The sequence below is a fragment of the Amycolatopsis sp. ATCC 39116 genome (assembly GCF_000231075.2).
Lineage (GTDB): Bacteria > Actinomycetota > Actinomycetes > Mycobacteriales > Pseudonocardiaceae > Amycolatopsis_E > Amycolatopsis_E tucumanensis.
Window position 1 is genome coordinate 1 of sequence record NZ_AFWY03000096.1, and the last position, 11,980, is coordinate 11,980.

The window sequence follows — 11,980 nt, forward strand, 5'->3', positions numbered from 1 at the left end:
GCTGTAGCAGGGCGGTGATCTGCGCGGCGCGCTCGGCGGTGCGGAACTCGACGGGCCCGAACTCGACGGCCCCCTGCTCCAGCAACAACGCGCCGAGCAGCGTCGGCCCCGCCACGACAGCGACCGCGAAGGTGTGATCGCCCGCCGGGACGCACCGCCCGCTGCGCCGGCTCTGCTCGACGGCCGCCCGCACGCCGCCGTCCAGGTGACCGGTGTCGAGCAGCGTGACTCGGCAGCGCAGCGCCCGGCCGAGCGCCCCGGCCACCTCGGTCGCGTCACCGCCCTGGAGGACGAGCGCGGTGAGGTCGCCGTGCACCTCGCTCGCGCGTTCCATCGCCTCCACGTGGCGGGCCAGCTCACCGTAGGCGCGGCGGGTTTCCTCGGCGGCGGCGTTGGCGCGGGCCAGCAGCCGGGCGGTCTGCAGCACGACGGCCGCATGGTCGGCGAACGCGGACAGCAGCGAGATCTCCTCGGGGGAGAACGCGTGCTCGACGCGGTTGGCGGCGAACAGCACCCCGATGACCTCGTCCCCGGCCAGCAGCGGGACCCCGAGCAGCGAGACGAGTCCCTCCGCGGCGACGGTCTCGTCGATGCGGTCGTCGTGCGGCGCCTGGGTCATCGCGTCGTACCGCGCGGTCCAGCACGGGCGGCGGCTCTCGACCACCTGGCTGGCCAGGCCCATCCCCGGCGGCACGCGCAGGCCGGGGAACGACGGCGCGACCGTGCCGAGCGTGGTGCGCACCCGCAGCTCCCGGCTGCCGACGTCGAACTCCGAGAGGTAGGTGACGTCGGTTCCGACGAGGTCGTGGGCGCGTTCGACCAGCCGGGCCAGCAGCTCGTCGACGTCGCGCAGCTCGGCCAGCTCCCTGGCGGAGGAGAACAGGGCGGCGAGCTCCTGCCCGCGGCGGCGGAGGCGGTCCGAGGTCGCGCGCAGGCGCCGGACGCCGGACGTGATCCGCTCGGCGTCGGCGGGGCCGAGGCCGTCCAGCAGCGGCGCGACGTCGGTGTCCTGCTCGGCGGCTTCGAGAAGGCCGACGACGGCGGCGACGGGCAGGCTCATGGATCACCTCGTGGACCGGACGACCACCTTGGGACGGTGGGGGTGGACCCACCGTACATGCGCCTGAGTCCGCTTTGGACTCGGCACCGGGGCCGCTCGACCATTGCGGCAAGGGTGCGGTCATTCCCTTCCTGCACACGCATGTCGCCGGGCAAGTGCGCCCGGATTCGCCTGCCTGGCAAGGAAAACAGCGACGCCGTCTGGGCTCGCACGAATGGCGCGTGGAGTTACCCCATTGATCACGCGGCAAACGCAGTCGCGCGCCGATCGCACGGCGGTGTAAATGGCTGCTGCCGGATCGCGGATTCTTATGCATGATGGGCGAATGGCACCACCCAGCGACCGCCCGCAGACGGAACCCGCGCCCGCGCACGCCATGACGGTTTCGGCCGAGCACCGGGGACGGGACGTCGCGCTCACCGCGACGGGCGAACTGGACATCTCGACGCTGCCCAAGCTGCGCGGGCTGATCCGGCTCGCGCTCGTGGATCAGCCGCGCCTGCTGGTGCTGGATTTGTCGGAACTGCGGTTCATCAGCTCCAGCGGGCTGGGCCTGCTGGCCGGTACGCACCGGGAGGCCGCGCCGGCGGAGTTGCGGGTGGTGGCGGGAACCGAGGTGCGGCGGGTCATGGCGTTCACGGACCTGCTGGAGTTCCTGAACGTCTACAGCACGATGGAGGAGGCGCTCACGGACGCGGATTGACGCGCACCCAGCGGCGGGCGCCGGACCGCCCGCCCGCGGCGGCCACGCAACGCCGGCAGGGCACGATCCGGTGCGCCGAGGTGTCGGCGAGCCACAGCGTGTCGATCCAGAGCACGTGGGGGAAGCGGCCCAGGCGGGCGCGGTGCAGGGAGAGGCCGCAGAGGGTCTGGTTCGTGCCGGGCAGCCAGGCGTGGGCGTCCGCGCCCGGCTGGCGCACGCCGTCCTCGTCAGTCCAGGTGCTGGAAGCCGCCGTGGCGGGCGGCGCTTTCGTCGCCATCCGCTGGAGCTACCCGCGGTGGGTGCGGATCAACCGCCGCCCGCGCGGACGCCGACGGCGGCGGCACCGGCGCACGTCCTCCGCACCGCCGCCTTGGCTTGCCGCGCGTTCTTCGCCCACCACCGCGGCCGGCTCAGACGCCGACCACCTCGGGCACCTCCGCCTGCGCCTGCGGCTCCGCGGCCAGCGCGACCTCCGCGTCGAACCGGCTGAACTCGAACCGCACGTCGCTGCGGTCGGGGCCGCACGGGACGGCCGTGATGATCCCCGCGGTGTCCACCGCCGCCAGCTGGGCCAGCAGCCGCGCCAGGCGGTCCGGCGCGCCGACCACCTCCTGGTCCGTCTGCACCAGCGTGCGGTGCAGGTTGGTCACCCCCCAGCCGTCCGCGCTCCCGCTGCCCGTCGGCACCGGCAGCGCCACCGTCAGCAGCCAGCGGCCCGGCTTGCCGGACAGGGACGGGGTGCGGTGGTTGGAGATCCCGATGACCTGATCGGCCCGGACCAGCCCGTCGCCAGGGGTGCGGATCCAGACGTTCTCCAGCGCCATCTTCAATCCTCCCGTTCGGTCTCCATGAACTCCGTCTGCTCGCCCAGCCTGCGCCGCAGATCCGCGTTCTCGGCACGCGACGCGGCCAGCTCGTCCTCCAGCCGGACGATCCGCTCCGCGGCCGCCAGGGTCATCCCGTCGTCGAACAGCTCGCGGACCCGCGCGGCCAGCCGCAGCTGGCGGCGCGAATAGCGGCGGTGGCCGCCGGACGAGCGGTGCGCCTGGACGACCTCGGCGGCGTCGAGGCTGCGCAGGAACGCGGGCTGCACGTCCAGCGCGTCTGCCGCCTGCCCCATCGTCCAGGCGGGGTAGTCCTCGTCATCCAGCTTGTCTACAGCCACCTGCCGAGTCTATCTGCTTCGCTCAATTGACTCAATCTCCAGTCTTGACTATAGATATTCGCGGGAGGTGAGAGCAGGTGTTCCCGAACCCGGGTCTCGACCCGCAGAGCAAACCGGCGCGGGGCCTGCGCCGGTACATCGGACTGGTCGAGGAGGAACTCGGCCTGAGCGGGCACGGCTCTTTCGTGCAACTGGACGCGCCGCTGAGCGCCTACCTCGCGATCGACGGGCACGTGCCCGCGTTCCCGGACCGCGACGTGGCCCTGCTGTGGGACGAGCGCTACGGCTGGTCCCTGGCGGTGGAGGCCCGCTGCGGCGAGGATCTGCTGGTGCTGGCCTACCTGGGCGGCCAGGTGGCGCCCGCGCCGCGGGTGGTGGCCGCCTTCGTGCGCCGCGCGCTGGCCGGTGAGGCGGTGGGCACGCCGGAACCGGATGCGCTCGCGGCGCCCGATCTGCACGACGAGCTGGGCGCGTACGCGCCGGTGGCCGAGGAGCTGCTCGCCGCGGGCTAGGTTCTGTTTCCCAAGCGGTGGAGCCGGGCCGCAACCCGCACCGCCACGCGAGCCACTTCCGAAACACGGGCTAGCTCCGGCATGTGGGACGACCGCCGTCCGCCCGGGGTCCGGTGCCAGAATCGTGATCACGGACCCCGGGAGGACGCGTGTCACGACTGCTGCGGAAGCTGGGCTTCCTCACCATCGGCCTGTTCGAGGAGGCCGACCCGCGCGCCGGCCACGAAAGCACGCTGGACATCATCGAGCTGGGCGAGCGGCTCGGTTTCGACAGCGCCTGGGTGCGGCACCGGCACCTGCAGTTCGGCATCTCCTCGCCGGTCGCGGTCCTCGCGGCCGCCTCGCAGCGCACGCGGCGCATAGAGCTGGGCACCGCGGTCATCCCGATGGGCTGGGAGAACCCGCTCCGCCTCGCCGAGGACCTCGCCACCGTCGACATCCTCTCCGGCGGCCGCCTCAACCCCGGCCTGTCCGTCGGCCCGCCGATGCACTGGGACCAGGTCAAGGACGCGCTCTACCCGGACACCGCGGACGCCGAGGACTTCAGCCACCAGCGCGTCCGCCGGCTCCTGGACGCGATCCGCGGCGAGCCCGTCACCGGCTTCCGCGGCACCGAGGGCTTCGAGGTCTTCTCCGACCGCGTCCAGCCGCACTCCCCCGGCCTGGGCCGCCGCCTCTGGTACGGCGCGGGCAGCCTCGGCTCGGCGCGCTGGGCGGGCGAGAACGGGATGAACCTGCTGACCAGCAGCGTCGTCAAGGCCGAGGAGTCGGAGGACTTCGCCGAGATCCAGCTCTCCCACATCCGGATCTTCCGCGCCCACCACCCGGACGGCGACCGCGCCCGCGTGTCGCAGGGCCTGGTGGTCATCCCGACCGACTCGGCCACCGCCGAACAGCGCGCGAAGTACGCCGAGTACGCGGCCAAGCGCACGCCGCGGACCACCGCTCCGCAGGGCCCGGCGCGGATGATGTTCGCCCCCGACCTGGTCGGCACGTCCGCCGAGATCGCCGAACGGCTGCACGCGCACGCCGCGTTCCGGGAGGTCGACGAGGTCGCCTTCGCGCTGCCGTTCACCTTCGAGCACGCCGACTACGTGCAGATCCTGACCGACATCGCGACCAAGCTCGGGCCGGAACTCGGCTGGTCCGCGTGACAGGCCTTCACGCGCCGGTGAGCTGAGCCTGCGCGATCCGGCGGAACTCGGCGACGAGACGGCTCCGGTCGTCCGCGCGGGTGGCGAGCACGACGTGGCTCGGTTCGACGTCCTCCAGCGGGACCGTGGTGAGGTCCGCGCGCAGGCCCGTCAGCCCGGCGCCGGCCGGCACGATGGCGATGGCCTCGCCGCCCGCGACCAGCTCGACCTTGTCCTCGACCGTGCCGATCACCGGCCCGTCCGGTGCCGGCCTGCCGCCGGGCCGCGGGTCGACCCGCCAGAACGCGTTCCACTCCGCGTCACCCGGCACGCGCGGCAGCGGTTCGTCGGCGATGTCGTCGAGCCGCACCGACTCCTTGCCCGCCAGGCGGTGGTCGCGCGGCAGCAACACCACCCGCGGCTCGTCGTGGAGGACGGTCACCCGCAGCCCGCCGGTCGGGAACGGCAGCCGCGCCACGGCCGCGTCCACCCGGTGGTCGAGCAGCGCCGCGGGCACCTCGTGGAAGCCCACGTGCCGGGTGCGCACCTCCGCGTCCGGGTGACGGCGCCGCATCTCGCGCACGGCCGGCGTGACCAGGATGTTCACGGCGTGCCCGATGGTGATCCGGGCGGGCCGGGCGGCGGCGCGGGTACGGCCGGCGGCCTGGGCGGCCGAGCGCAGCAGGTCCTTCGCCAGCGGCAGGAAGACCTCACCTGCCTCGGTGAGCCGGGTGCCGCGCGGGCCGCGGTCCAGCAGGCGGGCGCCCAGCTGCCGTTCGAGGCCGCGGATCTGGCGGCTCAGCGAGGGCTGGGTGACGTGCAGGTCCGCCGCGGCGCGGCCGAAGTGGCCGTGCTCGGCCACGGCCACGAAGTACCGCACCAGTCGCAGGTCCAGGTCGGCGTGCTCGGCCATCGTCCCAAGCTACCTGCGGTGATGCCCGGAACGCATCGCCGGATGCGGAACAGGCGTTGGACCGGCCGGGAGCGGCGGCAGCACGGTGGGAGCAACGGTCACCTGTTCGCGAGGAGTGGTTTTCGTGGAGATCCCATCGCTGGGCCGGGTCGGGGTGTACCTGCCGGTCCCGTTCACCGATCCGCCCGGGCCGCGCGAGCTGCCCGCGGCCGCCGCCCGGCTGGCGGACGCCGGCTACGGCACGATCTGGACCAACGAGTTCCCCGGCAAGGACGCGCTGGTGCAACTGGCCGTGCTGCTGGAGGCCACCGAGCGGGTCGTGTTCGGCACCGGGGTGGCCAACATCTGGACCCGGGACGCGCGGACGGCCGCGGCCGCCGCGGAGTTCCTGCACCGGGCCCACCCCGGGCGGCTCGTGCTCGGGCTGGGCGTCGGCTACCCGCAGCAGGCGGCCGAGACCGGCCGCGAGTACGGCGACCCGCTGACCACGATGCGCGACTACGTGGACCGGATGGGCCCCGCGGAGTACCCGCGCGTGCTGGCCGCCAACGGGCCGAAGATGCTGGCGCTGGCCGGGGAGGTCGCCGACGGCGCGATGCCCGCCATGCTGCCGCCCGAGGCGACCGCGCTGGCCCGGCGCCTGCTCGGCCCGGGCAAGCTGCTGGTCGCCGCGCTGGCCGTGATGCCCGGCGCGAGCCGTGCGGAAGCCGTCGCGCGGGTGACGTCCACGCTCGGGCAGCCGTGGTTCGCCCGCGCCGTCGCCCGGGCGGGCTATCCCGCGGACGCCGACCGGCTGGTGGATGCGGTCGTGGCCTACGGCGAACCGGATGCGATCGCGGTGAGGGTGCGCGAGCACCTGGCCGCCGGGGCGGACCACGTCGTGCTGCTGCCCCAGTCCGGGAGCGACTTCGCCACGGACGTGGAGGTGCTGGCGCGCCTCGCGCCGGCGGCCGGTCAGCCCGTCTGATCGCGGGCGCACGCGTCGTCCGCCGGGGAGCCGTCGTCGGCGTGGACGGCTTCCCGCACCCGCAGTTTCATCCGCGACCTCGACTCGACGACGGTCTTCACCGCGACCACGTCCCGGCACCGCCGGCACGGCTCCTCCCGCCGCTCGAAGACCACCGCCACGCCGTCGATCGAAACCCGGGCCGCGTGGACATGGCTATCCGTTTCCGGCACGAATTCCATCCGCTTGCGGCAGGAGGCACACTGGTGGGTTCCGGCAAGGAGGTCTGCCGTGGGCAACGGACACGTCACCTTCACCACCACCGATCCGGACGAGGCGCGGGACACGCTCACCCGGTTGTACCTGCCCCTCGAACTGCTGCCGGAGCGGGGCGAACTGGCGATGCGGCTGGACGCGACCGCGCACACCGCGCTCACGATCGGGTTGATCAGCTTCGGGCCGCGGATCCGCGTGCGGAGCCAGCCGAACGCGCACTACCACGTCGTGCTCCCGCTGGCCGGGCGGGCGCGTTACTCCTCGGGCGGTGGGCCGGCGGTGGTCAGCGAGCCCGGCACGGCGACGGTGTTCGCGCCCGAGGCGCCTGCGGAGCTGGACTGGGCACCGGCGACCGAGCAGCTGTGCGTGATGCTCGACGGGCGGGAGGTCGAGCGCGAACTGCGGCAGCTGCTCGGCCGCGACCCCGGCCCGCGGCTGACCTTCGCCGCGCGGATGGACCTGAGCCGTGGCCCGGCGCGCACCTGGGTCGAGGCGCTCATGCTGCTGACCAGGGCCGCCCGGCAGGACAGCGAGCTGCTGACCCACCCGCTCGCGGCGCGCCGGCTGGAGCAGATCGTGCTCGACGCGCTGCTGACCGGGCAGCCGCACAACTACAGCGACCAGCTGACCACCGGCGCCGCGTCGCCCGGCCGGTCGGCGGTGCGCTGCGCGGTGGACCTGGTGCAGGCGTACCCGGACCGGGAGTGGACCACGGGGCGGCTCGCCGCCGCGGTGTCGGTGTCGGCGCGGGCGCTGACCAACGGATTCCGCGCCGAGACCGGGATGACGCCGATGGCGTACCTGCAGAACGTGCGGCTGGACCGGGCGCACCAGGACCTGCTGGACACGGACCCGTCCCGGACGACCGTCACGCACGTCGCGGGACGCTGGGGATTCACCCACCTCAGCCGGTTCGCGGCCGCCTACCGCGCCCGGTACGAGGAGCCACCGTCACTCACGCTGCGGCGCCGCACGCGGTGAGTGGCCCTTCGGACGGCGGCCAGGCCGGCGGCTTCCCACTCAGAAGCCACCCGCGCCGGACCGTCGCGATCATCGGCGCCGCTGATGGCGCCCCTCAGCACAAGTGATTTCCCCTTCCGCCGGGCAGCACCGAGACTTCCACGACAGTGGTGCCGGTCAGCGGAGACCGGCACGCGAGTCCCCCGGAGAAGCCCGTGCCGGACCGTGTCCTGCCCTCCTCGCCCGGCCCCGCCGGCGGCAACGCCCCAAGCCCCACCACCGACAACGCCCCAAGCCCCACCGCCGACAACGCCCCAAGCCCGACCGCCGACAAGGCCCCAAACCCCACCATCGGCAACGCCCCAAACCCCACCACCGACAACGCCCCAAACCCCACCACCGACAACGCCCCAAACCCCACCACCGACAGGGCCCCAGACCCCACCGCCGACAGGGCCCCAAGCCCCACCGCCGGGATCGCCCTCGACCCCGCCACCGGACGGCCCGCCGGCCGCGCCCAGGCTCTCGTCCTGCTGTTCGCCAGCTGCCTGTCCGTCCTGGGCTCGGTGCTGCTCGCGCCCGTGCTGCCCAGCATCCAGCAGGCGTTCGCCGGCACGCCCGGCGTCGCGGCGCTCACCCCGGTCCTGCTGACCGTGCCCGCCCTAGTCATCGGTCTCACCGCGACCGTCGCCGGGCGGATCGTGGATCGCTTGGGCCGCAAGCGTCTCCTGGTCGGCGCGCTCGTCGTCTACGCGGTCGTCGGCACCGCGCCGCTGTGGCTGGACTCGCTGCACCTCATCCTGGTCAGCCGGATTCTCGTCGGCCTCACCGAGGCCGCGATCATGACGTGCTGCACCACGCTGCTCGCCGACTACTTCGCCGGCCCGCTCCGCAACCGCTACTTCGGGCTGCAGACCGTGTTCACCACCGTGGCCGCGACGGTCTTCCTCGCCGTCGGCGGCCTGCTCGGCGCGCACAGCTGGCGGACCCCGTTCTGGCTGTACGCGGTGAGCCTGCCGCTGGCGTTCCTCGCCGCGCGCCACATCTGGCAGCCCCGGCGGACCACCGCCGCCGCGCTGCCGCCGCTGCCGTGGCGCCGCCTGCTCACGCCGGTCGGGGTCACGCTCATCGGCGGCCTGGTGTTCTACGTGCTGATCGTCGAGCTGTCCTACGTGCTCGACGGGATCGGCGTGAAGTCCAGCAGCACCATCGGTTTCGTGAGCGCGATTGCCTCGCTCGCCACGGCCGTCGCGGCGTGGTCGTTCGCGAAGGTGGCGCGGTTCGGGCCGCGGGTGACCATCCCGGCCGCCTTCGTCCTTTCCGGACTCGGCGTCCTCGGGCTGGGCCTGGCCGAGTCGCTGCCGGTCGCGGTCGCCGGCGCCGTGGTGGCCGGGCTGGGCAACGGTTTGCTGCTGCCCGCGCTGCTCACTTGGGCGCTGGGATCGCTGACGTTCGAGCAGCGCGGCCGCGGCACCGGGGTGTGGACCTCGGCGATGTTCATCGGCCAGTTCGTCTGCCCGCTGGTGGTTCTGGGACTTTCGGGTGTCCTCACCGGACTGTCCTCGGCGCTGCTGGTGGTCGGCGCGGTCGCGGTGCTCGTCGCGGGCGGGACGCGGTTCATCCGCGCGTGACCGCGTCCGCGCCGAGCCGGATCTCCCGGTCCGCGCGGGACACCACGGCCGGGTCGTGGCTGGCGATCAGCACCGCCGCGCCACGGTCCGCCGCGGCCCGCAGCAGGCCGAGCACGAGATCGGCCCGGCGGTGGTCCTGGTGCGAAGTGGGCTCGTCGGCGATCACCAGCGCCGGGGAGGCGACCAGCGCCCTGGCCACCGCCACCCGCTGCTGCTCGCCGCGGGACACCTCGCCGGGACGCCGCTCGGCGAGGTGCCCCAGCTCCAGCGCCTCCAGCAGCTCCGCGCCACCGGGACCGCCGCGGGCCAGCGCGAGGTTGTCGGCGAGCGTCAGCTCCTCGAACAGGCTGATCGACTGCGGCACGAAACCCAGGTCCTGCCAGGACATCCGCTCCACCGGCAGGTCCGGCAGCGGCGGGTGCGGCACCACCTCGCCGCCGTCCGGGGTCTCCCAGCCGCCGGCGATCATCAGCAGCGTGCTCTTGCCCGACCCGGACGGCCCGGTCAGCACGACCAGCTCCCCCGCCACGAGTTCGACGTCGACGGGCCGCAGCGCCGGCGTGCCGCCGTAGCTCTTGTGCACCCCGCGCAGGCTCAGCACGAGACCTCCCCCAGCCTGCCGTCCACCAGCTCCACCACCCGGTCCGCCACGCGGCTCACCTCCGGATCGTGCGTGGCGAGCAGGATCGCCTGCCCGCGGTCGGCCAGTAGCCGCAACGCTTCCACGACCCGCCCGGCCGAGTCGCGGTCCAGCTGCGCGGTCGGCTCGTCGGCGATCACCACCGCCGGCTCGCCTGCCGCGGCGAAGGCCAGCGCGACCCGCTGCTGCTCGCCGCCGGACAGCCGCCGGGGCACGTGACCGGTGCGGTGCCCCAAACCCAGCACCCCGACCAGCTCGGCGCTCGTGTCCCGGCCACGCAGACGAGCCGCGAGCGCCAGGTGCTCGGCGACGGTGAGGTAGTCGAGCAGGTTGTCCGCCGGGTCCTGGAACACGTAGCCCACCCGGGTGCGGCGCACCGCCCGGCGGGCCCGCGCGGACAACGCGGTGACCTCGGTGCCGTCGATCCACACGCGACCGTCCTCCGGCCGTTCCAGGCAGGCCAGGATCTTCAGCAGCGTCGACTTGCCGGAGCCGGAGGGCCCGACCACCGCCGTGATCGCCCCGCGCGGCACCGTCAGCGCCACGCCGGACAAGGCGTGCACGGTCTCGCCCCGCGTCGGGTAGTCGTAGGCGACGCCTTCGCACCACAACGCCCGGTCATCGCGCGTCACGCAGCACCTCCGCCGGCCGGGCGCGGGACACCGCGCGTTGTGCCGCGCCCGCCGCTAGCGCGGTGGTGACGGCCGCCGCGGCCGCCAGCCCGGCGGCCAGCCCCCACGGCGGGCTCAGCAGCGTGCCGGGCAGGGTCGAGGGGTTGACGTCGAAGGCCCCGGCGGTGAGGCCGACCGCCACCACGGCGAGCACGAGTCCCGCGGCGAACCCGGCCAGCAGCAGCCCGCCCACCTCGAAGCACAGAGCGCGCCAGTGATCGGCCGGTGTCACCGACATCCGTCGCAAGAGGACATACGCGCTGCGCCGCGCGCGGGCCTTCGCCGTCAGGTAGAGCAGCAACCCGACCACGATGATGGCCCCGCACAGCAGCGACACCGCCGCGAGGAAGCCGAACGTGTAGGTGATCGGCGAGTACACCCCGGCCGCGGTCACGTTCGCCGCCTCCGCGTAGGTGCGCACCGGCAGCCCGGACGCCTCGGCCAGGATCTCGTCCGGGTCCCCGCGCACCCACAGTTGCGGCCGGGTCACCAGCCCGAGCCCGTCCAGGACGTCCTGGCGCACCACGAGCAGCGGGTTGCCCGACTTCTTGCCCGGCAGCTGCGGAACCGCCACCACGGTCAGCGGCACGGTCCGCCCGCCGATGTCCACTGTGGACATTCCGTGCGCGCGGTTCAAACCGGCCAGCAACGCGACCGGCTCGCCGCGCGCGAGCCGTCCGAGCAGCTCGTCCAGCGACGGGCCGGGCAGCGCGGGATCCCAGAACGCGGCCCGGCCGAACGTCGCCGGGTCGACACCGAGCACCTCGACCGTGCTGCCTGCGACGCGGGCGTTGCCGTAGGCGGACACCAGGCTCGCCCGGTCCGCGAGCGCGGGCGGCACCGGCGCGCGGGTCTCCAGCGAGAACACCACGTCCGTGCCGACGATCAGCTGGCCCTCCGCGTGCAGAGTGCGGTCCACCGAGCCGGTCACCGACGCCCCGTACACGGCGAGCGCGACCGGCACCGCGGTCGCGCCGGTCAGCACGGCCGCCGCCACCGGCCCGGCCAGCACGCGGCGGCTGGCCAGGAACCAGCCGGGGCGCTGCGGACCACCCCGCGCCCGCGCCCGGGACAGCAGCCACCGCACGGCCCGCGCCGCCGCGATCGCGAGGGCGATCACCAGCAGGATCGGCGCCACCACCAGCCGGGGCGGCACGCGCGCCACGGTGCCGGCCGCTCCGCCCGCCCCCGCCTGGACGTCGTCGCCGAGCAGGAACCAGCTCGCCACTGCCGCCGCCAGCGGCAGGAGTTCCCACGGCACCCACCGCGCGCGGCGCGCCCGCACCGGCGGCACGTCGAACAGGTGCGCCGCCCGCCGCGCGGCGACCAGCGCGACCGCGCCGAGCGTCACTCCGAACGCGCCGGCGACC

General features: G+C 74.3%; 14 protein-coding genes and 1 pseudogene. 6 read left to right on the top strand and 9 right to left on the bottom strand.

All coding sequences use genetic code 11. The features are described from left to right. A partial coding sequence (locus AMY39116_RS0341090) for a GAF domain-containing protein (RefSeq protein ID WP_020423412.1) occupies nucleotides 1-1,060 on the bottom strand: 1,060 nt, incomplete at its 3' end. A gap of 325 nt (nucleotides 1,061-1,385) precedes the next feature. On the opposite strand from AMY39116_RS0341090, the gene AMY39116_RS0341095 reads away from it, so the two are divergent. Continuing rightward, on the top strand, nucleotides 1,386-1,763 hold the full coding sequence (locus AMY39116_RS0341095) for an STAS domain-containing protein (RefSeq protein WP_020423413.1): 378 nt from the start codon (nucleotides 1,386-1,388) through the stop codon (nucleotides 1,761-1,763). On the opposite strand, the gene AMY39116_RS0341100 is transcribed toward AMY39116_RS0341095, so the two are convergent. From AMY39116_RS0341100 to AMY39116_RS0341110, 3 genes are all read right to left on the bottom strand, one after another. Next, nucleotides 1,747-2,040, bottom strand: coding sequence for a hypothetical protein (locus tag AMY39116_RS0341100; RefSeq protein WP_020423414.1), 294 nt, complete (start codon nucleotides 2,038-2,040; stop codon nucleotides 1,747-1,749). The genes AMY39116_RS0341095 and AMY39116_RS0341100 overlap by 17 nt on opposite strands. A 133-nt stretch (nucleotides 2,041-2,173) precedes the next feature. After that, nucleotides 2,174-2,587, bottom strand: a complete 414-nt coding sequence (locus tag AMY39116_RS0341105) for a hypothetical protein (protein WP_020423415.1) — start codon at nucleotides 2,585-2,587, stop codon at nucleotides 2,174-2,176. A 2-nt stretch (nucleotides 2,588-2,589) separates the two neighbouring features. Continuing rightward, entirely contained in the window at nucleotides 2,590-2,883 is a 294-nt protein-coding gene (locus AMY39116_RS0341110; RefSeq protein ID WP_020423416.1) for a MerR family transcriptional regulator, read from the bottom strand. A 122-nt stretch (nucleotides 2,884-3,005) separates the two neighbouring features. On the opposite strand from AMY39116_RS0341110, the gene AMY39116_RS0341115 reads away from it, so the two are divergent. Both AMY39116_RS0341115 and AMY39116_RS0341120 read left to right on the top strand, forming a co-directional pair. Continuing rightward, on the top strand, nucleotides 3,006-3,440 hold the full coding sequence (locus AMY39116_RS0341115) for a DUF6292 family protein (RefSeq protein WP_020423417.1): 435 nt from the start codon (nucleotides 3,006-3,008) through the stop codon (nucleotides 3,438-3,440). Between the two features lie 149 nt (nucleotides 3,441-3,589). After that, nucleotides 3,590-4,594: an LLM class flavin-dependent oxidoreductase gene (locus tag AMY39116_RS0341120; protein WP_020423418.1), complete on the top strand. Its 1,005-nt coding sequence runs from the start codon at nucleotides 3,590-3,592 to the stop codon at nucleotides 4,592-4,594. 7 nt (nucleotides 4,595-4,601) lie between these two features. On the opposite strand, the gene AMY39116_RS0341125 is transcribed toward AMY39116_RS0341120, so the two are convergent. Further along, nucleotides 4,602-5,486: a LysR family transcriptional regulator gene (locus AMY39116_RS0341125; RefSeq protein WP_020423419.1), complete on the bottom strand. Its 885-nt coding sequence runs from the start codon at nucleotides 5,484-5,486 to the stop codon at nucleotides 4,602-4,604. A 124-nt stretch (nucleotides 5,487-5,610) separates the two neighbouring features. Here AMY39116_RS0341125 and AMY39116_RS0341130 point away from each other — a divergent pair, with 124 nt between their 5' ends. Beyond that, nucleotides 5,611-6,453, top strand: coding sequence for an LLM class flavin-dependent oxidoreductase (locus tag AMY39116_RS0341130; protein ID WP_020423420.1), 843 nt, complete (start codon nucleotides 5,611-5,613; stop codon nucleotides 6,451-6,453). On the opposite strand, the gene AMY39116_RS0341135 is transcribed toward AMY39116_RS0341130, so the two are convergent. After that, nucleotides 6,441-6,665 carry a hypothetical protein gene (locus AMY39116_RS0341135; RefSeq protein WP_157358874.1) on the bottom strand — a complete coding sequence of 75 codons (225 nt, stop codon included), beginning with the start codon at nucleotides 6,663-6,665 and terminating at the stop codon, nucleotides 6,441-6,443. The genes AMY39116_RS0341130 and AMY39116_RS0341135 overlap by 13 nt on opposite strands. 58 nt (nucleotides 6,666-6,723) lie before the next feature. On the opposite strand from AMY39116_RS0341135, the gene AMY39116_RS0341140 reads away from it, so the two are divergent. Next, nucleotides 6,724-7,689, top strand: a complete 966-nt coding sequence (locus AMY39116_RS0341140; protein WP_020423422.1) for an AraC family transcriptional regulator — start codon at nucleotides 6,724-6,726, stop codon at nucleotides 7,687-7,689. A 455-nt stretch (nucleotides 7,690-8,144) separates the two neighbouring features. Further along, nucleotides 8,145-9,299 (top strand): MFS transporter, encoded by a 1,155-nt coding sequence (locus AMY39116_RS0341145; RefSeq protein ID WP_027936686.1) that lies wholly within the window; start codon nucleotides 8,145-8,147, stop codon nucleotides 9,297-9,299. Here the strand turns inward: AMY39116_RS0341145 and AMY39116_RS0341150 are convergent. The 3 genes and pseudogenes from AMY39116_RS0341150 to AMY39116_RS46700 all read right to left on the bottom strand — a co-directional run. After that, on the bottom strand, nucleotides 9,286-9,900 hold the full coding sequence (locus AMY39116_RS0341150; RefSeq protein WP_020423425.1) for an ABC transporter ATP-binding protein: 615 nt from the start codon (nucleotides 9,898-9,900) through the stop codon (nucleotides 9,286-9,288). The two genes, AMY39116_RS0341145 and AMY39116_RS0341150, sit on opposite strands and share 14 nt — an antisense overlap. Beyond that, entirely contained in the window at nucleotides 9,894-10,571 is a 678-nt protein-coding gene (locus tag AMY39116_RS0341155) for an ABC transporter ATP-binding protein (RefSeq protein WP_020423426.1), read from the bottom strand. Before AMY39116_RS0341155 ends, AMY39116_RS0341150 begins: the two co-directional genes overlap by 7 nt. Continuing rightward, nucleotides 10,558-11,980, bottom strand: a pseudogene (locus AMY39116_RS46700) (ABC transporter permease); the annotation flags it as partial. The pseudogene AMY39116_RS46700 and the gene AMY39116_RS0341155, both read right to left, overlap by 14 nt.